Genomic DNA, 22,786 nt, shown 5'->3' on the forward strand with positions numbered 1-22,786 from the left:
ATGAAGGAACAGATATGAGCCAGCTGCTCGACAAAAAGGCCCGTCCCGGCCGATTCTTCGGCGACTTCACCGTGGGCGATCTCTACAACCACTGGCCGGGCCGCACCGTCACCGAGGCGGACAACGTCAATTTCAGCCTGATGACGATGAACCGTCATCCGATCCATTGCGACGCCAATTTCGGCGCCCAGTCCGAGTTCGGCAAATGCCTGGTCAATAGCGGCCTGACGCTCGCGATCGTGCTCGGCATGTCGGTCGACGATGTCAGCATCAATGCCGTCGCCAATCTCGGCTGGAAGGAGATCAAGCTGACCGGGCCCGTCTTTCCCGGCGACACGATCTATGCGCGCTCGACCGTGCTGGAGGTCCGCGAAAGCAAGAAGCGACCCGGCCAGGGCATCGTCACCGTCCGGACGGAGGGCTACAAGCAGGACGGATCGGTCTTCATGGTGTTCGAGCGCTCCTGCCTGGTTCCGTCGCGGACGGACCGAGCCTCGCGCTCGAAGGGCGGCTGACCGGGCGGGCTCGGTCGGCAAAGCAAGGGCCGCGGGCACCGAAGACGGGCGCCCGCGGCCTTTCCCTCAGTTCACATGCGAGGTTTCGCCGGCGCCGAGGCAGACCTCGACGACAGCCAGGCCCGGCTCGATCTGGCGGGACGGGAAATTGTCCCCCAGCCGGCGCTCATGCACCGGCACGACGCGGCGCTTCTCGTAGTTCGCCGCCTTCATGATCTCCTCGGTCGCCATCAGCAGGTTGAGCTGGCTGCCGACCGCGACACCGACGGGCGTATACATCGTCTTGGCGCCGATCACGCCGCCATCGCCCTCGATGTTCTCATAGACATAGATGAGATCGCCGGTCAGCACCCAGGGGTCCTTCGATTCGGCGGCCCCGTCGTTGCGCACCACCACCCACATCGAGCCGTAGGTGTGCGAATCGTAGGCCACATGCAGGTCGATGCCCGGCAGCACGTTCTCCATGTCGCCGTCGACCAGCGTCAGCTTGCCCTGCTTGGAAAGCTCGACGCATTTGAGGATGTCGGCGGGATCGATCGCGACCGAGGCATAGCCCATGCGGGTCGGCAGCGACATGGCCCAGATGCTCTTGGAGAGCTCGCGCTCCTGCAGATAGACATGCGCGTTCGGGAAGTCGCCCATATTGCCCATATGGTCGAAATGGGCGTGGGTCACGATGATGGTGTCGACATCCTCGGGCTTGAGGCCGATCTGCTTCAGCACCTGCTTCGGCCCGTGGAAATCCTTCACGGCGAAGCGGTCGGCCAGCTCGCAACCATGATCGTCGTAATTGTAGCCGACATCGATCATGACCACGCGGCCGTGGCCCTTGATCACCACATAGCCGTAGGGAAGCCGGACAGTGCCCTGGTTATGCGCACCGTAGATGATGCCGCTGACGTTGTATTTCGGGGCCTGTGCGTACTCAAGCACCCAGATCGAATAGTCCGCCATCGTTCCGTCCTCCTCCAGAAATCGTTGGTGTGTCTTCGGCCGGTGCCGAGCAGCAGCAGGCCGTGTCGTACGAGACCATCCCCATCCCCAGCCGGTCGTCGGATACGGCGAGCAGGATGCGCTGGGCGCGCTGCAGCGGCGCCAGCGCCGCATCCGCCGCCTCGACGCCGCCGCCGGTCGCCCTGAGGCTCCCGCGCAGGATCTCCGTGGCCGTGGCGATCAGCTCGGCCGCGGCGAGCACCTCGCCATGGATCCGCCGCATCCGCGGCGCGGGCGCGATGGCGCGCAGGCCGTCATGCGCCTCGCGCCACTCGGCGCTCACGCCCTCGAGCGAGGCCGCGATCTCCTCGACCCGGGTCTTGCGCACCGTGCGATAGAGCAGCAGCAGCCCGCCGAGCTGGCCGATCGCGCGCCGCAGCACCGAGTAATGCGGCGCGATCGCCAGCCGCCCTTCGGTGAAGGGCCCGTCGATGACGGCTTTGACGGGATTGCCGTGGATCAGGCAGTCCTCCTCATGCCGCATGGTTCGTCCTCCTCTGCGGGGCCGCCGCCGCGGGCACGCCCTTGATGAGATCAGAGGCCCGCTCCGCGATCATCAGGGTGGCGGCGTAGGTATTGGCCGACACGACCGTCGGCATCACCGACGCGTCGACGACGCGCAAGCCTTCGACGCCGTGGACGCGCAGCTCCGGATCGACCACGGCCATGCGGTCGGTGCCCGGTCCCATCTTGCAGGTGCCGACCATGTGGAAGATGGTCGTGCCGGTTCTCCGGCCGAAATCGAGCAGCTCGTCGTCGGAGACGACATCCTTGCCGGGAAGCTGCTCGGCGACGAAATAGCGCGAGAGCGCCTTCGAGGCGAGCAGGCGCCGCGCCATCCGGAAGCCCGCGATCAGGACCCGCTGGTCCTCCCGCTCGGCCAGATAGTTCGGCTGGGCGCGCGGCAGCTGGAAGGGGTCGGACGAAGCGGCCCGGATATAGCCCGTGCTGAGCGGCCGCTGCTGGAAGAAGCCGCAGGTCATGGCGGGGAAATCGTCGAGCACATAGACCTTGCCGGGCTTGTAGCTGCCGGGCGAGCTGATGAACTGGATGTCGGGGTTCTCGAGGCCGGGCGTCGATTTCCAGAACCCGTACATGAGCGAGGGCTGCAGATCGAGCACGCTCGACTGGCCCGCCGCCCATTTCGCGACCTCCCACCACAGCCGCGGGGGCCGCGCATATTGGTTGATCGTGTTGACGCCCTGGACCCGCGCCACCACGCGGGCGGCGTAATGGTCCTGGAAGTTCTCGCCCACGCCGGGCAGCTCGTGGACGACCGGGATGCCGAGCTCCGAGAGCAGCGAGGCCGGGCCGACCCCGGAGATCTGCAGCAGCTTGGGCGAGCTGGTGGCGCCGGCGGAGAGGATCACCTCGCGTCTCGCCCGCATCTCGCGCGGCGGCGCGTTGCGGTCGTTCTGGTAGCGCACGCCGACCGCCCGCTTGCCGGCGAAGAGCAGCTTCGTCACATGCGCCCCGCAGCGCACCTCGACGTTCGGCCGCTGCATGGCCGGACGCAGGAAGACCTGTCCGGCGGCCGAGCGCCGGCCCTTGTTGATGAAGCGCTGGAGATAGCCGACGCCTTCCTGGTAGGCGCCGTTATAGTCGGGATTGCGCTTCAGCCCCAGCTCCGCCGCGCCGTCGAGGAAGGCCTCGCAGAGCGGGTTGTGCCAGGCGAGATCGCTGACGACGATCCCGCCCTCGCGGCCGCGATAGGCATTGTCGCCGTCGCCGACCCGCCGTTCCGTGCGCTTGAAATAGGGCAGGATGTCGTCGTAGCTCCAGCCCTTGTTGCCGAGCTGGGCCCAGTGGTTGAAATCGTCGGCCTGCCCGCGGTTATAGACCAGGCCGTTGATCGAGCCCGAGCCGCCGAAGACCTTGCCCTGCACCAGGTCGATCTGCCGCCCGTTCGTTCCCGGGGAGGGCTCGCTCTTGAGGCCCCAGGTGAATTTCGGGTTGCGGAAGGTCTTGAAGAAGCCGGCGGGGATCTGGAAATAGATGCTGCGGTCGAGCGGTCCCGCTTCCAGCACGCAGACCGTGGCGGTGCTGCCGGCCGTCAACCGCTCCGTCAGCACGGAAGCGGCGGAGCCGCCCCCCACGATCACATAGTCGAAGGTTTCGGTCTCAGTGGCGGTGGTCATCGAGCCAGTCTCTCTTCCCTGACTTGAGGGCAATCATGCGATGCGAGGTCTGCGCGGGGCGGTTGGTCAGGTCGACCGTTCGCGCAGGGAGACGATGGCGCCCAGGATCACCATGCCGAAGATGATGCTGCGCGCCGCATAGGGAAGCGTGGAACCGGCCAGAAGCGTCTGCAGCGCGACCAGCAGCAGCACGCCGCCGACCATGCCCAGATAATGACCGCGCCCGCCGGTGATCAACGTCCCGCCGACAACGACGACGGCGATCGAAGGCAACAGATATTCGTCGCCCATGCCGAGCGTGGCCTGCCCGTTGAAGCCGGAGAGGAGGACACCGACCAGCGCCGAGCAGAATCCGCTCAGCATATAGGCCGCCGTCGTCGTCACCGGGACGTTGATGCCGGAAAGGTAGGCGGCCCGGGAGCCGTTGCCTACCGCATAGAAGCGCCGGCCCAGGATCGTGCGCTCGAGCAGCAGCGTGGCGAGCAGCACGAAGAGGCCGAGGAACCAGACGACCGGGGTTACGCCCAGGAAGGTCTTGGTCATGAACCAGCGCACCGCCGGCGGCGAGAAGCCGGAGGGCGTGCCGTTGCAATAGACCAGCGTGATGCCCTGCAGGATCGCGTTCGAGGCCAGCGTGCAGACGATCGGCGGCAGGCCGAAGAAGGTCACGCCGACGCCGTTGCAGAGCCCGATCAGCGCGCCCACGGCCAATGCCAGCGGAATGGCCCAGAGCGAGGCGATGTCGTCGCCCGGCGCCAGCGTGGTGAGGATGATCGCGCAGAGGCTGATGGTCCAGGGAACCGAAAGATCGAGGCCGCCGGTGATGATCACCGATCCCTGGCCCAAGGCCAGGATGGCGAGGAAGCCGCAGAGCACCACCAGCGAGTTGAAATAGTGAGCGTCGAGCGTGCCGGGTCCCAGCACCACCGCCGTGACGATGACGACCAGGATGAAGGCGATGTAGGAAGGCACCGTGAAGCGCAGCGTGTCTTCATGCCGCGTCAGCCAGGAGGCGGGTGCCGCCCCGGCGCGCTTCGCCGTCGCGAACGGCACGAAGGAGCGCCCCGTGGGCAGGTGGGAGGGCAGCGTGCCCGTGCGCCAGGCGCTCCATCGCGCGCCCAGATAGGCGAGCGACAGGCCGAGGCGGGATTTGGGGCCGATCGTCTGTGCCAGCGCCGCGATCACCAGGATCACGCCCTCGGCCAGGCTGCTGTAGTAGGAGGAGACGTTGAGCACCAGCAGCACATTGATCACGATCATCAGCACATAGGCGGCGATGACCGAGCCGAAGCAGCCGCCCCGTCCGCCGCCCAGCGTCGTGCCGCCCAGCACCACCGCGGCGAAGACCGGCAGCAGCATGGCATTGCCGACCAGCGGATCGGCCGATCCGGTCTGGGCGGAGATGAAGGCGCCGGCGGCGCCATAGAAGCAGCCGCCCAGGACGAAGGTCAGGAACTTCGTCCACTGGACGTTGATGCCGGAATAGCCGGCCGCGCTCTCCTCGCTGCCGACCGCATAGATGGCCGTGCCCAGCCGGGTGCGCTTGATCAGGCCCCAGATGACGAGCGCCACGATCAGGACCGCGACGGCGCAGGGCAGGAGCTCCGGGATGGCATCGCCGGCGAGGAAGGTGGAGAAGCCCGGCGGAATCTGGCCGCCCGGCTTGTCCATGATCACGAGCGTGCAGCCCTGGACGATGAACATGGTGGCGAGCGTCACGACGATCGACTGCAGGCGCAGGAAGGCGACGAAGAAACCGTTGAAGGCGCCGACCAGCCCGCCGATCGCGAGGGCCGCGAGCCCCATGCCGATCTGGGAGCCCAGCGAATCCTGCATGGTGTTGGCGAGGATCACGTTGACCAGCGAGACCACCGCACCCGCGCTGAGATCGAAACCGCCGCTGAGCACGATGACGGTCTCCCCCATCGCGGTCAGAGCGAGCGGGGCGCCGCCGGTCGACATGTAGTTGAAGTCGAAATAGCCGAAGCTGGTGGGCGAGATCGCGAGCTGCAGCAGGAAGAAGAAGACGAACACCGCCACCGGGATCATCGCGGGACGGTGGCGCGCCAGCCGCGCGCCGAGCGGCCGGCTCCGCAGCGTCGGCGCCGTCGAGGAGAGGGCGCTCATGGCCGCCCCCCGGCCCCGCCGACCGCCACGCTGGGCGTCTCTTGCACCTCGGCATGACCGAGGGCGGCATGCATGATGGAGCTCTCGCTGATCTGGCCCTTGGCGCCGTCGAGATGCGTCACGATCCGGCCCTTGTACATGACGAGCACGCGGTGGCTGAGATTGACCAGCTCCTCCACCTCGGTGGAGAAGAACAGGATCGCCCCGCCCGCGATCGCGAAGTCGCGCATGATCAGGTAGATCTCATGCTTGGTGCCAACGTCGACGCCGCGCGTCGGATCGAGCATCAGCAGGGTGCGGCTCGAGGTCATCAGCCATTTGGCGATCGCCACCTTCTGCTGATTGCCGCCGCTGAAGCGGCTGAGCCGGCTGTAGAGCGCGCGCGGCGCCACCTGCACCCGGTCGAGCATGGTGGCGGCCGCGACCGTTTCCGCCCGGTCCTTGATCATGCCCAGATGCGCGAAGCGCTGGATCACGGGGATCGAGACGTTGCGCCGCCCGTCGAGCCGCAGGAACAGGCCCTCGGTCTTGCGCTCCTCGGGAACCAGGCTGATGCCGACGCGCGGGTCGATCGCATCGCGCGGCGAGGTCAGGGCCACGCGATGGCCCTCCACCTCGATATGTCCCCGGTTCAGGGCCGCGGCCCCGAACAGCGCGCGGAACAGCTCCTGCTGTCCCATGCCCTGGAGGCCCGCGACGCCGACGATCTCGCCCGGATAGAGATCGAGCGTGGCGTCGGCGAGCCCGCCGTCGGTCGCGAGATTGCGGGCGGCGAGAACGGGCTTGGCCCGCGGCTTCAGCGGCGGCTTGGCCGGGAAGGCGGTCGAGAGCGAGCGGCCGACGATCATCTCGACCACCTGCTCGTCCTTGAGCTCGGCCGGCGCGAAGGTGCCGATGTCGCGGCCGTTGCGCAGCACGGTCAGGCGGTTGCAGAAGCGCCGCACCTCCGGCAGCCGGTGCGAGATGAAGACCATCGTGGTACCGACGGCCTGGAGATCGGCGATCAGCTTGCCCAGCCAATCGATGTCGGGGCCGGACAGGCTCGAGGTCGGCTCGTCGAGCAGCAGCACGCGGGGCTTGCGCATGATGGCGCGCGCGATCTCGATCTTCTGGCGCGTCGCCAGGTCGAACTGGCGCACTTCGCGCAGGATGTCGATGTCGCCCAGCCCGACCCGCGCCATATGCTCGGCCACGAGGCCGGCGCCGTGGCGCTCGCGGATCAGGCCCGCGAAGCCGGTCGGCTGGTAGGGCAGCAGCATGTTCTGCGCGACCGTCAGGTCCGGCACCAGGGTCAGTTCCTGGAAGGCGGTCTGGATGCCATGCTGGTGCGCGCGGCTGGGCGCGCTCAGGTTCACTTCCTGGCCGTCGACCAGGATCCTTCCGGCGTCCGGCCGGATGAGGCCGCTCATCATCTTGACGAGCGTCGATTTGCCGGCGCCGTTCTCGCCCAAGAGGGCATGGACGGTGCCGGGCTCGATGACGACATTGACGTTGTCGAGCGCCACCGTCGCGCCGAAAGCCTTGCGCACGGCGTCGATCTTGATGGCTGCGACAGGCTCGATGCTGTGCATGGCCGTTCCGCTTCTCAGAAAAAGGCCCGCGCGGGCGCCACGTTGCCGCGGCGCCCGCGCGGTTCCTTCCGTCACTCCTTCGGCTCGGGCTCGCCCTTGAGGGCGGCGTTCACGCCGATCTCCGGCGTGTCCGCCGAGTAGATGGAGGAGAACCAGGCCGGGTTGGTGATGAGCGAGGGCTGGAACACGTTGCAGCCATCGGCCATCTCCTTCCAGGAACCGGCCTTGCAGAGCTTCACGTTCTCGTTCGTGACGAGGGGCAGCGGCGCGAAGACGTTATGCGGCGGCTCCTTGCCGGTCTCGAGCAGCGCCAGCGCGTTCTTGAGCTGGAGCCCGCCCTGATAGAGCGGTGCGGCGTAGGAGATGCTGATCGCGCCCATCGGGCGATAGGTCCCCTGCGCGCCGTCGACGCCGGCATCGGCCGTCAGCATCTGGATGCGGTGGCCGTTGGTGCCTTCGCCGACGCAGGGCTTCTTCTCCGCGTCCGGCACGCCCGCCTCGTCCATCATCGAGAAGGCGGCATAGCAGCCGACCTGCATCCACAGGCCGTCGATGTCCTTCCAGGGATGGGTCGCGAGCACCTTGGAAAGCTCCGAGCGGGCCGTGGCCTCGCTCCACATGCCCACCACATTGGCGATGATGTGGATGTCGGGATACTTCTTGAAGACTTCCATCGCCGCCTCGGTGCGCAGCGTGTCGGTCGAGGTGCCCGGCACGCCGGTCACCAGCACGATGTTGCCCTTGCCGTTCATCGCCTTGACGAGCCACTCGGCTGTCTTCTCGCCGACCGCATGCTCGTCGATCGTCATGTTGTAGGCGCAAGGCTCGGTGACCGCCGCCTCGTAGGTGAAGATCTTCACGCCCTTGTCGCAGGCATGCTTGATCGTGGCGTTGAGCGCGGTCGGCGAGATCGGGAACATCACGATCGCGTCGGCGCCCGACTGCACCATGGCGTTGATCTGCTGGATCTGGCGCTGCGCGTCGGTGCCCGCCACCTGGGCCTCGAACTGGACCTTGTCGGCATGGGCGGCGGCCATCGCCTTCACGACGTTGCCGGACTCCGTCTGCCAGTCGTTGCCGACATAGCTCATGCTCAAGAAGATCTTGTAGGGCGGCGATTTGGCCTGTGCCGAAGCCTGATCGAGCAGCAGGCCCGCACTCAACCCAATGGTTCCCGCCAACAGGCCGCGGGCGGCAATCTTCATAAACCGGTTCAACATGTCTTCCTTCCCAGTGTCGCTTTTTTGTTCACCGGACCGATGCGCGGGGCCTTCTCGACTGCCGATGGGCCCGCCATCGATCCTTCTTCGGTCGCCGCGTCCGCTCCGGAGAGCCGGGCGCGGCGTCGATCCTCATCGAATGAAGTTCTTCGTTACCGCCGTCCCTCCGATGCCGGAGCGGCCGCCCCGTTCGCGCCGCCGGCGCGAAGGGCTTCGACCTGCCGGAGAATGTTCTGGGCCAGCTTCAGGTGGGCGATGTCGACCATGCCGCCGTCGATCTTGACGGCGCCGCGGCCGGCGGCCGCCCCTGCCCGCATCGCCTCGTTGATGCGATGCGCCCAGGCGATGTCGTCGGGCGAAGGGCCGAAGATCTCGTTGGCGATCGCGAGCTGCGTGGGATGGATCGCCCATTTGCCCTCGAAGCCTAGGGAGCGCGCGCGCATCGCCGAGGCCCGATAGCCCTCGATATCCTTGAAGTCGGTATAGGGGCCGTCGATCGGCCGCAGCCCATAGGCGCGGCAGGCGGTCGCCACGCGCGCCATCGCGAAATGCCATTGATCGGCGAAGTAGCGCTGCCGCTTGCCGGCGCCGTCGGGATTCGTCAGCACCGCATAGGCCGGATTGAAACCGCCCATCACCAGATCGGGCGTGCGCATGGAGGCGATGAAATCGCCGACGCCGAACACCAGCGCTTCCAGCCGCGCGGAGGAAGAGGCGATCGCCTCCACATTCGCCATGCCGAGCGCCGTCTCGATCAGCGCCTCGATGCGGATGGGGCTCTCGCGGCCGGTGGCCCATTCCACGCCCTGCAGCATCGTCTCGACGAACTGGATGTCGCGCGGGCCCCCCGCCTTGGGCAGGAGGATCGCGTCGAGCCGCGGGCAGCCCTCGGCGACCTCGAGGATGTCGCGATAGCCCCACGGCGTATCGAGGCCGTTGACGCGCACGACCATGCGCTTGCGGCCCCAATCGATCTCGTTGAGCGCCTTGACGGCGGCGGCGCGGCCTTGCGCCTTCTCGGCCGGGATGACGGCGTCCTCGAGGTCGAGGAACACCGTGTCGGCCGAACCCCGGGCGGCCTTCTCGAAGAAGTGCGGCGAGGTCGCGGGGACGGCGAGTTCCGAACGCTGGAGAGAATGCACGCGCGCCGACTGCATGAACCCGACTTCGCCCCTGATGCCCTTTTTTTACCCAGCCCGACCCGGCGTTCGCACAAATCGACGGCGTTCTGAGCCATTTCTCGAAAAAGATTGCACCATCGGCCTACAATTCTTACAATCAGAAATATCGGGATAATTATCCGTCTTTTATGATCAATCTCAGCCTCCGCAGCGTGCAGACCTTCGTCGCCGTCGCCGAATCCGGCAGTTTCCGGCGCGCGGCCGAGCTGTTGAATCGATCGCAATCCGCCGTGAGCGGCAGCGTGAAGCAGCTCGAGGACCAGCTCGGCGTACCGCTGCTGAGCCGCACCACGCGCCGCGTGAGCCTCACCGCCGAGGGCCGGATGCTGCTGATCCGCAGCAAGAACGCGCTGAGCGACCTCGAGGCCGTGGCCCGCGAGCTGCGCGACGAGGTGCTGATCCGCCGCGGCCGCGTCTCCTTCGCGGTGTCGCCCTCGATCTCGGCCAGCCGCCTGCCGCCGATCATCGCCGAGTTCCAGTCGCGCTATCCCGAGATCGTCGTCGAGCTGCACGAGGACGTGGCCAAGGGCATGTATGACCGCGTCTGCGCGCAGGAGGTCGATTTCGCCGTCGGGCCCGAGATGGACGGCTATCGCGACATCGCCTTCGAGCAGATCATGAGCGACCCGATTCTCGTGATCGTGCCGCTCGACTATCCGCTGGCCGGCCGCTCGGAGCTGGGTCTCGAGGAGATCGCGGCCTGGCCGCATCTGACCATGCCGCGCGGCACGGTGGTGCGCCGCTCGCTGGAGGAGGCCTTCCGCTCGCTGGGGCTGGAGCTCCGGCCTCGATTCGAGGTGCTGCATCAGCAGACCCTGTTCAGCATGGTGAAGGCGGGCTTGGGCGTGACGGTGCTGCCCAGCATCTCCGTGCCGGAGGATGCGCGGCCGGGCTATCGCGTGGTTCGCCTGATCAATCCGACGATCACCCGCCAGATCAGCATCGTCACCTATCGCGGCAAGACCCTGTCGCCGCCCGCGCGCAAATGCGCCGACCTCATCGCCATGCGCCTGCGCGAGCAGGTCCATCCGACCATTGCCAACCGGTCGGTGGGGTAGGCTCTTTCTAGGAAGAACGGGCGCGTTCCCTCCTCCGTCATCCCCGCGAAAGCGGGGATCCATCCCGATCCAGGTCACCAAGCTTTGAAGTGGGTCCCCGCTTCCGCGGGGATGACGATTGGCGCGTGGCCAGCATCACAGAATCCGTTCCCCGAACTTCTTCATCGCGGCCGGCGAGAGCGACAGCCCCAGGCCCGGGGTCTCGTTGAGCGTCAGCCAGCCCTTCGACAGGGCCGGCGGGTTCTCGAACAGCTCGGCCTGCAGCGGATCGCGGTCGGGATCGGGGAAGGATTCGACGATGCGCCCCGCCGGCGTCGAGGCGACGAGCTGGGCGTGGATGAAGCAGTCATGGTGCGGCGCCACCTGCACGTGGTTGAGCTCGCACAGGGCCGCGAGCTTGCGCCCCTCGGTGAAGCCGCCGGCCATGGTGCAGTCGAACTGCAGGATGGCGATCGCCTCCTCCTCGAGCAGAGCCCGGCAGCCGAAGCTCGTGGTCTCGCTCTCGCCCGCCGAGAGCGGGATGCGGGTCTGGCGTGAGAGGAGCTTGAGCCCGCGGCGATCGTCGGCCCATTGGATCGGCTCCTCGAGCCAGGTCGGCTTGAGCGGCTCCATCAGCCGGGCGCCCTCGATGGCCGTGGGCAGATCCCAGCCGCGGTTGACGTCGATCATGAGATCGCAATCGGGCCCGATGGCGTCGCGCACGACCTCCATGCGCGCCCGGTCCTCGCTCAGCGTGAGCCCGCCGACCTTGCCCTTGAAGCGCGTATGGCCCTGCTCCTTCAGCGCCAGGATCTCGTCGCGCAGCTCGATCAGGTCCTTGCCGTCGCGGTAATAGGCGCAAGTGACGTAATACGGGATGCGCGCGCGATAGCCGCCGAACAGGCGCCAGAGCGGCAGCCCCGCCGCCTTGCCGACGATGTCCCAGCAGGCGATATCGACCGCGGCCGCGATCCGGATCAAGGGCTCGCGGCCCCATCCCTTCTCGTGCGCCAGGCGCTGCGAGGTCAGCGAGAACAGCTTCTCGTAGAGCCGCTCCGGCGCCAGCGCGTCCGCGCCCAGGATCTGCCCGGCGATCCCGCTCTTGAAGGCCTCGATGGAGGGCTGCACCGAGCCGTAGCTGGTCGCCATGCCGATGCCTTCGATGCCCTCGTCGGTGCGCAACCGCACCAGCACCTCGTTGGCCCGGGGCACGATGAAATTGCTGACCCAGTTCGGCCGCTCGGTGTTCGGCGCGCGCAGGATATGAACGTCGAGATCGGTGATCTTCATGGCATGGCTCCTGTCGCCGCGACGGCCGGGCTTGCCGGAAACCGCTAGACGATGCCCTGCTTGCGCAGCGTCTCCAGCTCCTCGCGGTCGATGCCGAGGAGCTGGCCGAAGACTTCGGCCGTGTCGGCGCCGAGCGCCCGGCCGGCATGCTGGAATTGCGCGGGCGTTTCCGACATCCGCGGCATGGCCGTGGGCAGCACCAGCGGGCCGAGGCGCGGATCCTCGATCTTCATGAGGTTCTCGCGCGCCTTGTATTGCGGGTCCTCGAAGATGTCCTTGATCGAGTAGATCTTGGCACAGGGCACGCCGCCGGCCTCGCATTCGGCGAGGATCTGCGCCAGGGTCTGGCTGCCGACCCATTCGGCCACCATCCGGTTGACCTCGTCGCGGCGCTTGACGCGCTCGATGCTGGTGGCGAAGTCGGGCGACGTGGCGAGCTCGGGACGGCCCATGGCCGCCGCGATGCGCGCGAACATCTTGTCGCTGGTGCAGGCGATCGCCACCCACTCGCCCGTACCGGTCTGGTAGTGGCTGTGGGGCACGACATTCACCGTATCGGCGCCCTGGCGCTCGCGGACGAAGCCGTATTTGGCATAGGCTGGCGCGATCTCGTCGAGCAGCCGGAAGACGGACTCGTAGAGGCCGATATCGATGAGCTGCGCCTTGCCGATGGTATCGCGCGCGCGCAGCGCGAGCAGCACGCCGATCGCCCCCCACATGCCCGAGAGATAATCCGCCATCGAGGTCGAGCCCGGCACCACCGGCCGGCCATTGCTCTCGCCCGCCAGATAGGCGAGGCCGCCGAAGGCATGCGCGATCCGGGCGAATCCCGGCTCCTGCCGCTTCGGGCCGGTCTGGCCGTAGGCGGAGACGCTCAGCATGACGAGACGGTCATTGACCTTGCGCAGATCCTCGAAGCCGAGGCCCCATTTCTCCATGGTGCCGGGGCGGAAATTCTCGATGACGACATCGGCGCCGGCGACGAGGCGCCGGAACAGCTCGGCTCCCTTCGGCTGCCGCAGATCGAGCGTCACGGCCTTCTTGTTGCGGGATTCGCTGAGCCAGACGAGGCTGTCGCCGCATTCCGTGCGGGTGCCGAAGGCGCGCAAGGGATCGCCCTGCGTCGGCTGCTCGATCTTGATGATCTCGGCGCCGAAATCGCCCAGGATCGTGCCGCAGAAGGGCGCTGCGATGAAGGTCGCGACCTCGATCACACGGATGCCATGGAGCGGCGCCCGCGCGGCGGTGGCACTGCTCGTCTCATCGGAGAGCGGCAGGTCGCCGATGTCACCGGTCTTGTCGATCTTCGACGTCATGGAATTGAATTCGGAAGTTGTTGTGCTGCGGCGTGGCGTCGGCTTCTAGACGAAGCTCTCCTCGCGCCGGCTCCCGGATCGCTCTTGTCGGCTGTCGCTCGCGGCGGCGTGGCCTTGCTGAAAGCGACGCTTTCGATGCATCGGCATGGCGCGGGTCGGCGCCCCATGTCGGCATCCGCAACGTCTTTTGATCACCGTCATCCTTCCGATTGTCTGCGGACGATATCGGGCGGCCCCCGAGCGCCACCCCTTCACCGTTCAAGCTAATGACGGAGCGGTGATCTAACAAATTACATTATGCGACCGATTATCCGGGTTTTCTGTGCAATCGCCGGAAGCTTGTCGCCCGCGTCACCGAGCCGGTGGGCAGCAACTTTTGGGATAGGAAAGATCACAATCCACAGCTTTGATCGCTTGACCAATGAACCATGCGCTGAAGCAGGTTCATCGGCGCGACAGGCGCTCACGGGCGCAGGATGATCGATCCGGTCGTGCGTCCGCCCGCGAGATCCGCGTGCGCGCGGGCCGCATCCCGCAGCGGATAGGCGTGGCCCACCTTGATCCGCAGCCAGCCTTCGCCGATCAGGCCGAACAGCGCGGCGGCTCCGGCCTGGAAGGCCGAGGCCTCGGCGGTATAGTGCGAGACGGTCGGGCGCGTGACGAAGAGCGAGCCACCGTTGCGCAAGGTCATGAGCGCCACCGGCTCGACATCGCCCGACGACCAGCCATAGGAAACGACCAGGCCGAAGCGGCGCGCGCATTGAAGCGACCGGTCGAAGGTCGCGCGCCCGACCGAGTCATAGACGACCGCGCAGCCCTTGCCCTGGGTGATTTCCTTCACCCGGCCGACGAGGTCCTCGCCGAGCGGGATCGGATGGGCGCAGCCATAATCGCGCAGCGCCGCCACCTTCTCGGGATGTCCCACCGTGCCGATGACGGTGGCGCCCAGATGGGCCAGCCACTGGATGAGAATGAGACCGACGCCGCCCGCCGCCGCATGCACCAGCACGGGATCGCCGGGCTCGATCTTGCGCAGCCTGGTCGCGAGATACCAGGCCGTGAGGCCGCGGAACAACGCCGCCGCAGCGAGGTCGGCGGGCAAGGATTGATCGGGAAGACGGAAGATGCGCTCGGCGGGAAGATTGCGCGCCAGCGAGTAGCTTCCCGGCGTGAGCGAGGTGTAGGCGATGCGGTCGCCGGCGGCGAGATTCCGGACCTCGGCACCGACCGCCTCGATCACGCCCGCGCCACCGAAGCCCAGGCCGGTCGGCAGGGCAAAGGGAAGCAGGCCGCCGCGGATCTGGGTGTCGATGAAATCGACGCCGATCGCCTCGTGTCGGACCTGGACCTCGCCGGGGCCCGGCGGCGGCAAGGCCTCCTCGACCCACTGCATGACCTGAGGGTCGCCGGTCTTCGACACCAGGAAACGGCCGGTCATCTTCGACAAGATCGGACTCCCTCGGCCAAGCGGCGATGAAAAGCCGGCGTTGCGCACCTGCCGGCTCCGGTCATGCGAACGCGACCGGCTCAGTGAATATGCAGCCCGCCATTGATGTCCAGCACCACGCCGGTGACATAGGAGGCCCAGTCCGAGACCAGGAACACGCAGACATCGGCGACGTCGCGCGGCTGGCCCACCCGGCCCATCGGGATCGTGGCCGCGATCTCGGCCTTGCGGGTCTCGGTCAGCTTGCCCTCGAAGATGTCGGTCTCGATCAAGCCGGGCGCCACCGCGTTGACGCGGATGTTGCGGGGCGCCAGCTCGCGGGCCATCGCCTTGGCGAGGCTCTGCACCCCGCCCTTGGAGGCGCTGTAATGCGTGCCGCCGAAGACGCCGCCGCCGCGCTGGGCCGCGATCGACCCGACGCAGACGATCGAGCCGCCGCCCTTCTCGATCATGCCCGGCACCACCGCCTGGCAGATGTTCATCGTGCCGCGCAGATTGGCCTGCATGACCGCTTCGTATTCCTCGGGGGTCACCTCGAGGAAGCGCGTCGAGCGGCTGATGCCGGCGAAGGCCAGCAGCGAATCCACCGGCCCGAGATCGGACTGGATCGCCGCCACCACCTTGCGGCATTGCTCGTGGCTGCTGACGTCGCAGCGATAGCCGCGATGGCCCTTGCCGAGCTCGCCCGCCGCGCGCTGCACGGCCTCTTCGTTGAGGTCGAGGATCGCGATCCGGGCGCCCTGCGCGGCGAGGGCACGCGCGGTGGCGAGGCCGATTCCCCGCGGCGACGCAGCGCCCGTGACAATGGCGACCCGGTCCTTGAGCAGCATCGCGATCCCTCCCGATTCTTCGACATCAGATGCGGCGGTGTTGGTTCACCCGCGCGGGGTCGGAGTGTAGGAACGGCCTCGCGAGCCTCACAAACGCGATAATCCGGCACATATTTCGAAGATTCAGAACAATGAGCGGGTGCGCCTGCCTCGCCGGCCTGCCACGCCATTGTCCGGCGAACATGAACGAATCTTCTGATATTCGGATTTCTCGTGCCGACGGCCGGGACCTAGGCTCCGGCCAGCAGCAACCGTTTCGGGCGCGCATCTTGGCAGCTCATCAGGACACCGTGTTCTCGCGATTCCGGCTCGACGGCCGCACCGCGCTGGTGACGGGCGCCGGCGGCGGCATCGGCGAAGGCATCGCCTTCGCCATGGCGGAGGCGGGTGCCAAGCTGGTGCTGGTGGGGCGCAACCCCGATCCGCTGGAGACGCTGGCGAAACGGATCGAGACCGCAGGGCTGGGCCAGGCCCAGGTCCGCCTGTGCGACGTGCGGAACAATGAGGCCGTGCGCGGCATGATCGGCGCGCTGCCGGCGCTCGACATCCTCGTCAACAATGCCGGCACCAACATCCCCGGTCCCTTTCTCGAGGTCTCGGAGGAGAACTTCGACGCGATCATGACGCTGAACACGCGCGCCTCCTTCTTCGTGGCGCAGGCCGCGGTGAAGAAGATGCTGGAGGATCCGGCGCGGGCAGCGAAGGGCGGCGCCATCATCAATGTCTCCTCGCAGATGGGCCATGTCGGCTCGCCCAACCGCACCGTCTATTGCATGAGCAAGCACGGGCTCGAGGGGCTGACCAAGGCGATGGCGCTCGAGCTGGTGCCGCACCGGATCCGCGTCAACAGCCTGGCGCCGACCTTCGTCGAGACGCCGCTGGTGCAGCGCATCGTCGACACGCCCGAGAAGCGCAATTTCCTGGTCTCCCGGATCCCGATGGGCGAGATGGCGCAGGTCGAGGACGTGGTGGGCGCCGCCGTCTTCCTCGCCTCGCCCGCCGCCGCGATGATCACCGGCACCTGTCTGCTCGTCGATGGCGGCTGGACGGCCCAATAGGCCGGCGAACTAGCGGTCGGTGCCGAGGAGGGGATCGCGCTCGGCACCGGCGACGATGCCTTCCTCGTGCAGCCGGTCGATCTCGGCCGGCGACAGCCTCAGCACCTCCTGCAGTACCGGGTCGGTATGCTGGCCGAGCAGCGGTGCCGCGGTCGAAGGCTTGCGCTCGGCCGCCGCGATCCGTAGCGCCGGACCGGCCGCCAGATGCGGACCCACGCCCGCCGGGTCCATCGTCTCGAAAATCGGGTTGGCGAGCGAGACGCGCGGATCCTGCGCCACCAGCTCCTTCACCGTGCGGTAAGGCCCCCAGCAGACACCGGCGCGGTCGAAGACCGGCTTGATCTCATCGAGACTCCGCGCGGCGCACCAGGGCTCCACCAGGCCCGCGATCAGTTGCCGATGCGCGAAGCGATCGCCTTCCTTCGAGAAGTCGCAGCCCAGCCCCTGCTCGATCGGACCGATGATCGCCGCCAGGCCGCAGGCCTCGACCAGCGCATTCCATTGCTTGAGCGAGATCGCGGCCACCATGATCCGCTGCCCGTCGCGGGTCGCGAAATCGCGCCCGAAGGCGCCATAGATGTGATTGCCGATCGAGGTCCGCTCCTGCTCGATCAGCTGCGCCTCGGCCAGGAGTCCCAGATGCGACAGCGTCGAGAAGGCGACATCCGAGAGCGCCAGGCGCAGCTCCGCGCCCTGATCGGTCCGGCGGCGCCGGTCGACCGCCGCGATCACCGCCATCGCCGCCTGCATGGCGCAGATCACGTCCCAGGCCGGCAGCACATGGTTGACAGGCTTGTCCCGGCTGCCTTCGCCGGTGAGGGCGGGATAGCCGGTCGCGCAATTGACGGTGTAGTCGACCGCGGTCGATCCGTCCGAGCTGCCTTCGATCGTGCAGGAAACGAGATCGCGCCGCGCCTCGGCCAGCGTGGCATGGGCGAGCCAGGCGGTCGGGATGTTCGTCAGCAGGATGCCGCCCCCGGGACCGGGTGCCGTCACCAGCCGCTGCAACAGCCTTCGGCCCTCCGGCTTGCGGATGTCGATCGCGACCGAGCGCTTGCCCTTGTTGAGGCTGGTCCAGTAGAGGCTGCGGCCCGCAGGCGCCAGCGGCAAACGTCCATAGTCGATCCCGCCGCCGATCATGTCGACACGGATGACGTCGGCGCCGAGCTGCGCCAGGGTCATGCCGCAAAGCGGGGCCGCGATGAAGGCCGCGCTTTCGATCACGCGGCAGCCCCGCAACAAATCGTAGGTCAATCTACGTCTCCGACGGCCGTGAAGCCGCGTTGATCACAAGACGAATCTAGATAGGTCGCGAGGCGGCCCTCCTGCAAATCGAATTATCAGGTGCATTGATCGGTTTTCGACGCCAGGCTGGCCGCTGCCCTTCCCGTTTTCCCCGAAGGGCGATGACGCAGCGCAACATAGGGCTCGGGCGTCCACTATCCGCCGTTCTCGATCAATCCATCGAGCTAATCGAATTGTTCGATGGGTTGAGGAAGGAATATCGTCGCCGGAAGCGCCCTGCTGTCGGCGCGTTTCAACCTTGATGCGGTCAGTCGCGGGAGCTGCCGATCTCCCTTGGGAATGCGGCCTCCGGCCCTCTGACCGCCCGACAACACGAGATCACGATCATGAATCACGCCACGAGCCCGCGACCCACGAGCCCCGAGAGCGCGGGCCTGACGCATTACAAAATGTATATCGGCGGCGAATGGGTCGATGCGGCCGACGGCGGCGTGATCGAGACGACGAATCCCTATACCGGCAAGGCCTGGGCGACGGTGCCGCGCGGGCGCGCCGCCGATGCCGAGCGCGCCGTGGCCGCGGCCCGGAAGGCCTTCGAGACCGGCCCCTGGCCCGCGATGTCGGCGACCAACCGCGGCCATCTGCTGCGCAAGCTGGCCGATCTCATTCTCGAGAACGCGGAGCATCTGGCCCGCGTCGAGGTGATCGACAACGGCAAGCTCATCAACGAGATGCTGGGCCAAGTGCGCTACATCCCGCAATGGTACTATTACTTCGCGGGGCTGGCGGACAAGCTGCAGGGCGAGGTCATCCCGATCGACAAGCCCGACATGTTCAACTTCACGCGCCGCGAGCCGCTCGGCGTCTGCGTCGCGATCACCGCCTGGAACTCCCCGCTCCTGCTGGCCGCCTACAAGCTGGCGCCGGGCCTGGCCGCCGGCAACACCTTCATCCTCAAGCCCTCCGAGTTCACCTCGGCCTCGGCCATCGAGTTCGGGAAGCTGGTGGAGAAGGCGGGTTTCCCGGCCGGCGTGGTCAATGTCGTGACCGGCTTCGGCCCCGAGATCGGCGAGCCGCTCGTCGCCCATCCTTCGGTCGCCAAGATCGCCTTCACCGGCAGCGAGGCCGGCGGCCAGCGGGTCTATGAGACCGCGGCGCGGGGCCTCAAGCGCGTCACGCTCGAGCTCGGCGGCAAGTCGCCCAACATCGTGTTCGACGATGCGGAGCTCGACAACGCGGTGAAGGGCGTCATCTCCGGCATCTTCGCGGCGACCGGGCAGACCTGCGTCGCGGGCTCCCGCCTCCTGGTCCAACGCAGCATCTACGACCGGTTCGTCGGCCGCGTCGTCGATTTCGCCAAGGCCGCGCGCATGGGCAACCCGCTCGAGACGACCACGCAGGTCGGGCCCATCACCACCCCGCCGCAATACAAGAAGGTGCTCGACTATATCGAGATCGCGAAGGCCGAGGGCGCCCAATGCCTGCTGGGCGGCGGCCCCGCGACAAGGCCCGAATGCGGCAGCGGCGGCCAGTTCGTCGAGCCGACGATCTTCGGCCAGGTCAACAACAAGATGCGCATCGCCCGCGAGGAGGTGTTCGGCCCGGTGCTGGCCTGCATCCCCTTCGAGGATGAGGAGGATGCCATCGCCATCGCCAATGACAGCCCCTATGCGCTGGCGGCCGGCGTCTGGACCCAGAGCGTGCGGCGCGCGCTCCTCATGTCGCAGCGGCTTCAGGCCGGCACCGTCTGGGTCAACACCTATCGCGCCGTGAGCTACATGTCGCCCTTCGGCGGCCATAAGCGCTCGGGCGTCGGCCATGAGAACGGGATGGATGCGATCCTGGAATACACGCAGGTGAAGAGCGTGTGGATGAGCACCGCCCGCGAGGTTCCCGATCCTTTCGTGATGCGCTGAGCCGGAACGGGCGGGCGCTTTCGGGAGCGGGTCTTGTACGACGTCATCATCGTGGGCGCGGGCTCGGCGGGCTGTGTGCTCGCCAACCGGCTGACCGAGGATCCGCGGCGCAAGGTCCTGCTGCTCGAGGCGGGGCCCAAGGACAGCAGCATCTGGCTCAAGGTGCCGGCGGGCACGCCGCGGCTCTATGGCGACGGCCGCGTCAACTGGCGCTACTACACGGAAGAGGAGCCGGGCCTCGCCAACCGCAAGATCTACTGTCCGCGCGGCAAGACCCTGGGCGGCAGCAGCTCGATCAACGGGCTCGTCTATATGCGCGGCGTGCCGGGCGACTACGACCATTGGCGCCAGCTCGGCAATGCCGGCTGGGGCTGGAGCGACGTGCTGCCCCATTTCAAGCATACCGAGAAGCAGGAGCGCGGCGCCGACGATTGGCATGGCGCCGAGGGCGAGCTCGGCGTGTCGGACGTGTCCGACCGCCATCCCGCCTCGATCGCCTTCGTGCAGGCCGGCATGACTCTGGGCCTGCCCGCCAACCGGGATTTCAACGGCGCTTCGCAGGACGGGATCGGCTTCCTCCAGGTCAATGTCCAGCGGGGCCTGCGCAGCTCGGCCTCGGCGGCCTTCCTGCGGCCGGCGCTGAAGCGCTCCAACCTGCGGGTGGAGGTCGGCGCGCAGGTCGAGCGGATCCTTCTCGAAGGCCGCCGCGTTCAGGGCGTGCGCTACAGGCTCGGCGACAAGACCGTCTCGGCCAGCGCCCGCGAGGTGATCCTGAGCGCGGGCTCGATCAGCTCGCCCCATCTCCTCGCGCTCTCGGGCATCGGCCGGGCCGAGGAGCTGAAGCGGCTCGGCATCCCGGTGGTCCATCACCTGCCCGGCGTCGGCCAGAACCTGCAGGACCATGTCTATGCGCATTATCTCTCGCGCGTCCGGCCGGCCTTCTCGATCAACAAGCTGATCCTCAAATCCGATCGCTGGATGACGAGCTGGCAGCTCCTGCCGCATGTGCTGCAATACATCGTCAAGCGGAAGGGACTGCTCTCCTCGGCCGCCGCCCAGGCCGGCGCCTTCATCCGCTCCGGCGCGCAGGCGAGCTCGCCCGACCTGCAGATCCAGTTCCGCCCCTTCAGCATGATCATCACCAAGGATGGCCGCTTCACGGCGGAGCCGGAACCGGCGGTGACGGCCTCCTGCGCGGTGCTGCGCCCGCTCTCGCGCGGCGAGATCGCGCTCAAATCGCCCGATCCCTTTCAGCCGCCGGCGATCCGCTTCAACTATCTCACGGCCGAGGAGGATGCGCGGGCTCTGGTGAAGGGCATGGAATGGATCCGGCGCATCTTCGCCGCCCCGCCGCTCGCGGATCACGTGCTGCGCGAGGCCTCGCCGGGCGATGGCTGCCGGACGGAGGCGGAGATGCTCGACTATCTGCGCCGCAACGCCCAGGCGATGTATCACCCGGTCGGAAGCTGCAAGATGGGCACGGACCCTATGGCCGTGGTCGATGCCCGGCTGCGCGTCCACGGCATCGAGGGCCTGCGGGTGGTCGACGGCTCGGTCATGCCGACCATCACCTCCGGCAACACCAATGCGCCCATCATCATGATCGCCGACAAGGCGTCGGACCTGATCCGGGAGGACGGGGCGGCAGCCCGGCATTGAGCCGGAGAACAAAAAGACGGGGAGTACCGCCGCGGGCCTCGAGTCCGCGGAGGATGGGCAATCAAGGGCCATGACAAATGGCGGCAACCAGGGGGACGGAAGAATGGCAAGGAAGGCAACGGCAGGGCGGACGAAGACGGCGTTGATCTTCGGCGTGAGCGGCATCGTCGGCCGGAATCTCGCGGAGCATCTCTCGGCCGCGGGCGGCTGGAAGATCCTCGGCGTCTCGCGCCACGACCACAAGGATCTCAAGATCAAGGGCGCCAAGTTCCTCACCTGCGACCTGCAGAATGCCGAAGCCAGCCGCAAGGTGCTGAAGAAGGCGAAGGACGCCACCCATCTCTTCTTCTGCACCTGGGCGCGCCAGCCTTCCGAGACCGAGAATTGCCGCGTCAACGGCGCCATGTTCCGCAACGCGGTCGAAGGCACGGCCGCGGCGGCTTCCCTGCGCCATGTCACGCTGGTGACGGGCCTGAAGCATTATCTGGGCTCCTTCGACAGCTATGCCTCGCACACGCTCGACACGCCCTTCACCGAGGAGATGGCGCGGCTTCCCGGCGAGAATTTCTATTACACGCAGGAAGACATCCTGTTCGAGCTGGCCGAGAAGAACGGCTTCACCTGGTCGGTCGCCCGCCCGCACACGATCATCGGCTTCGCCCCGGGCAACGCGATGAATCTCGGCACCTCGATCGCGGCCTATGCCACGATCTGCCGCGAGACCGGCCGGCCCTTCGTCTTCCCGGGCTCGCCCCAGGCCTATAACGGCCTCGTCGACATGACCGACGCCCGGATCCTGGCCGAGCATCTGGCCTGGGAAGCCACCAGCAAGAAGGCCGCCGACAAGGCCTTCAACGTCGTCAATGGCGATGTCTTCCGCTGGCGCCGGCTCTGGGTTTCGATCGCGGACTATTTCGGCGTCGAACCGGCGCCCTATCCGGGCAAGCCCTCGCCGCTCGCCGCCCAGATGGCGGAGGCCGCACCCGACTGGGCGCGCATCGTCAAGAAGCATGGGCTGCAGCCCAACAAGCTCGAGCAGATCGCGCCCTGGTGGCATGCCGATGCCGATCTCGGCCGCACCCAGGAATGCCTGACCGACATGAGCCGCAGCCGCGAGCTGGGCTTCGACGGCTATATCCGCACCTGGCATTCGGTGCGGGACCTGTTCGACCGGCTGCGCGCCGAACGCATCGTCCCCTGATGGCCGGCGCCGATCGCGGAACGGCCGCGGTCCGCAGGGCGC

General features: G+C 67.4%; 18 protein-coding genes. 6 read left to right on the forward strand and 12 right to left on the reverse strand.

All coding sequences use genetic code 11. The features are described 5' to 3' along the window. Positions 1 to 14: 14 nt before the first annotated feature. On the forward strand, positions 15 to 515 hold the full coding sequence (locus FRZ61_RS22840) for a MaoC family dehydratase (RefSeq protein WP_151119906.1): 501 nt from the start codon (positions 15 to 17) through the stop codon (positions 513 to 515). Positions 516 to 581: 66 nt separating this feature from the next. Here the strand turns inward: FRZ61_RS22840 and FRZ61_RS22845 are convergent, their stop codons facing one another. The 7 genes from FRZ61_RS22845 to FRZ61_RS22875 all read right to left on the reverse strand — a co-directional run bounded on the left by FRZ61_RS22845 (position 582) and on the right by FRZ61_RS22875 (position 9,721). Continuing rightward, positions 582 to 1,469 carry an N-acyl homoserine lactonase family protein gene (locus FRZ61_RS22845; protein ID WP_151119907.1) on the reverse strand — a complete coding sequence of 296 codons (888 nt, stop codon included), beginning with the start codon at positions 1,467 to 1,469 and terminating at the stop codon, positions 582 to 584. Beyond that, positions 1,441 to 1,992, reverse strand: a complete 552-nt coding sequence (locus FRZ61_RS22850) for a hypothetical protein (protein ID WP_151119908.1) — start codon at positions 1,990 to 1,992, stop codon at positions 1,441 to 1,443. The genes FRZ61_RS22845 and FRZ61_RS22850 overlap by 29 nt, the downstream gene beginning before the upstream one ends. Then, a complete protein-coding gene (locus tag FRZ61_RS22855; RefSeq protein ID WP_151119909.1) occupies positions 1,982 to 3,646 on the reverse strand; it encodes a GMC family oxidoreductase in 1,665 nt (554 codons plus the stop codon). The genes FRZ61_RS22850 and FRZ61_RS22855 overlap by 11 nt, the downstream gene beginning before the upstream one ends. Before the next feature lie 66 nt (positions 3,647 to 3,712). Next, entirely contained in the window at positions 3,713 to 5,773 is a 2,061-nt protein-coding gene (locus tag FRZ61_RS22860) for an ABC transporter permease (RefSeq protein WP_151119910.1), read from the reverse strand. Next, positions 5,770 to 7,344 carry a sugar ABC transporter ATP-binding protein gene (locus FRZ61_RS22865; protein ID WP_151119911.1) on the reverse strand — a complete coding sequence of 525 codons (1,575 nt, stop codon included), beginning with the start codon at positions 7,342 to 7,344 and terminating at the stop codon, positions 5,770 to 5,772. Before FRZ61_RS22865 ends, FRZ61_RS22860 begins: the two co-directional genes overlap by 4 nt. A 71-nt stretch (positions 7,345 to 7,415) precedes the next feature. Continuing rightward, positions 7,416 to 8,564 (reverse strand): sugar ABC transporter substrate-binding protein, encoded by a 1,149-nt coding sequence (locus tag FRZ61_RS22870; protein WP_225308960.1) that lies wholly within the window; start codon positions 8,562 to 8,564, stop codon positions 7,416 to 7,418. 152 nt (positions 8,565 to 8,716) lie between these two features. Further along, on the reverse strand, positions 8,717 to 9,721 hold the full coding sequence (locus FRZ61_RS22875; protein ID WP_151119912.1) for an HpcH/HpaI aldolase/citrate lyase family protein: 1,005 nt from the start codon (positions 9,719 to 9,721) through the stop codon (positions 8,717 to 8,719). Positions 9,722 to 9,873: 152 nt separating this feature from the next. Between FRZ61_RS22875 and FRZ61_RS22880 the strand changes: the two genes are divergently transcribed. Next, positions 9,874 to 10,803: a LysR family transcriptional regulator gene (locus tag FRZ61_RS22880; RefSeq protein WP_151119913.1), complete on the forward strand. Its 930-nt coding sequence runs from the start codon at positions 9,874 to 9,876 to the stop codon at positions 10,801 to 10,803. Between the two features lie 135 nt (positions 10,804 to 10,938). Here the strand turns inward: FRZ61_RS22880 and FRZ61_RS22885 are convergent, their stop codons facing one another. The 4 genes from FRZ61_RS22885 to FRZ61_RS22900 form a co-directional block, all read right to left on the reverse strand. Next, the gene (locus FRZ61_RS22885) at positions 10,939 to 12,072 is read right to left on the reverse strand and encodes a mandelate racemase/muconate lactonizing enzyme family protein (RefSeq protein ID WP_151119914.1); all 1,134 of its coding nucleotides are present in this window, start codon (positions 12,070 to 12,072) and stop codon (positions 10,939 to 10,941) included. Positions 12,073 to 12,116: 44 nt separating this feature from the next. Continuing rightward, a complete protein-coding gene (locus tag FRZ61_RS22890; RefSeq protein WP_151119915.1) occupies positions 12,117 to 13,388 on the reverse strand; it encodes a CaiB/BaiF CoA transferase family protein in 1,272 nt (423 codons plus the stop codon). A 463-nt stretch (positions 13,389 to 13,851) separates the two neighbouring features. Further along, positions 13,852 to 14,826: a quinone oxidoreductase family protein gene (locus FRZ61_RS22895; protein ID WP_151120950.1), complete on the reverse strand. Its 975-nt coding sequence runs from the start codon at positions 14,824 to 14,826 to the stop codon at positions 13,852 to 13,854. Between the two features lie 89 nt (positions 14,827 to 14,915). Beyond that, positions 14,916 to 15,665, reverse strand: coding sequence for an SDR family NAD(P)-dependent oxidoreductase (locus FRZ61_RS22900; protein WP_151119916.1), 750 nt, complete (start codon positions 15,663 to 15,665; stop codon positions 14,916 to 14,918). A 269-nt stretch (positions 15,666 to 15,934) separates the two neighbouring features. Between FRZ61_RS22900 and FRZ61_RS22905 the strand changes: the two genes are divergently transcribed. Continuing rightward, positions 15,935 to 16,723, forward strand: a complete 789-nt coding sequence (locus FRZ61_RS22905; RefSeq protein WP_225308961.1) for an SDR family NAD(P)-dependent oxidoreductase — start codon at positions 15,935 to 15,937, stop codon at positions 16,721 to 16,723. A 9-nt stretch (positions 16,724 to 16,732) separates the two neighbouring features. On the opposite strand, the gene FRZ61_RS22910 is transcribed toward FRZ61_RS22905, so the two are convergent. Beyond that, on the reverse strand, positions 16,733 to 17,977 hold the full coding sequence (locus FRZ61_RS22910) for a CoA transferase (RefSeq protein ID WP_151119918.1): 1,245 nt from the start codon (positions 17,975 to 17,977) through the stop codon (positions 16,733 to 16,735). Between the two features lie 377 nt (positions 17,978 to 18,354). On the opposite strand from FRZ61_RS22910, the gene FRZ61_RS22915 reads away from it, so the two are divergent. From FRZ61_RS22915 to FRZ61_RS22925, 3 genes are all read left to right on the forward strand, one after another. Then, entirely contained in the window at positions 18,355 to 19,884 is a 1,530-nt protein-coding gene (locus FRZ61_RS22915) for an aldehyde dehydrogenase (RefSeq protein WP_225308962.1), read from the forward strand. A gap of 33 nt (positions 19,885 to 19,917) precedes the next feature. Further along, a complete protein-coding gene (locus FRZ61_RS22920; protein ID WP_151119919.1) occupies positions 19,918 to 21,543 on the forward strand; it encodes a GMC family oxidoreductase in 1,626 nt (541 codons plus the stop codon). Positions 21,544 to 21,646: 103 nt separating this feature from the next. Further along, positions 21,647 to 22,744, forward strand: coding sequence for an SDR family oxidoreductase (locus FRZ61_RS22925; RefSeq protein WP_151119920.1), 1,098 nt, complete (start codon positions 21,647 to 21,649; stop codon positions 22,742 to 22,744). The last annotated feature ends 42 nt before the right edge of the window (positions 22,745 to 22,786 follow it).

The sequence above is a fragment of the Hypericibacter adhaerens genome, from assembly GCF_008728835.1.
GTDB lineage: Bacteria > Pseudomonadota > Alphaproteobacteria > Dongiales > Dongiaceae > Hypericibacter > Hypericibacter adhaerens.

Bases quoted from the DNA above. Each gene is read 5' to 3' on its own strand.
- FRZ61_RS22840 (WP_151119906.1), top strand. From the start codon at position 15: ATGAGCCAGCTGCTCGACAAAAAGGCCCGTCCCGGCCGATTCTTCGGC.
- FRZ61_RS22845 (WP_151119907.1), bottom strand. From the start codon at position 1,469: ATGGCGGACTATTCGATCTGGGTGCTTGAGTACGCACAGGCCCCGAAA.
- FRZ61_RS22850 (WP_151119908.1), bottom strand. From the start codon at position 1,992: ATGCGGCATGAGGAGGACTGCCTGATCCACGGCAATCCCGTCAAAGCC.
- FRZ61_RS22855 (WP_151119909.1), bottom strand. From the start codon at position 3,646: ATGACCACCGCCACTGAGACCGAAACCTTCGACTATGTGATCGTGGGG.
- FRZ61_RS22860 (WP_151119910.1), bottom strand. From the start codon at position 5,773: ATGAGCGCCCTCTCCTCGACGGCGCCGACGCTGCGGAGCCGGCCGCTC.
- FRZ61_RS22865 (WP_151119911.1), bottom strand. From the start codon at position 7,344: ATGCACAGCATCGAGCCTGTCGCAGCCATCAAGATCGACGCCGTGCGC.
- FRZ61_RS22870 (WP_225308960.1), bottom strand. From the start codon at position 8,564: ATGTTGAACCGGTTTATGAAGATTGCCGCCCGCGGCCTGTTGGCGGGA.
- FRZ61_RS22875 (WP_151119912.1), bottom strand. From the start codon at position 9,721: ATGCAGTCGGCGCGCGTGCATTCTCTCCAGCGTTCGGAACTCGCCGTC.
- FRZ61_RS22880 (WP_151119913.1), top strand. From the start codon at position 9,874: ATGATCAATCTCAGCCTCCGCAGCGTGCAGACCTTCGTCGCCGTCGCC.
- FRZ61_RS22885 (WP_151119914.1), bottom strand. From the start codon at position 12,072: ATGAAGATCACCGATCTCGACGTTCATATCCTGCGCGCGCCGAACACC.
- FRZ61_RS22890 (WP_151119915.1), bottom strand. From the start codon at position 13,388: ATGACGTCGAAGATCGACAAGACCGGTGACATCGGCGACCTGCCGCTC.
- FRZ61_RS22895 (WP_151120950.1), bottom strand. From the start codon at position 14,826: ATGACCGGCCGTTTCCTGGTGTCGAAGACCGGCGACCCTCAGGTCATG.
- FRZ61_RS22900 (WP_151119916.1), bottom strand. From the start codon at position 15,665: ATGCTGCTCAAGGACCGGGTCGCCATTGTCACGGGCGCTGCGTCGCCG.
- FRZ61_RS22915 (WP_225308962.1), top strand. From the start codon at position 18,355: ATGAATCACGCCACGAGCCCGCGACCCACGAGCCCCGAGAGCGCGGGC.
- FRZ61_RS22925 (WP_151119920.1), top strand. From the start codon at position 21,647: ATGGCAAGGAAGGCAACGGCAGGGCGGACGAAGACGGCGTTGATCTTC.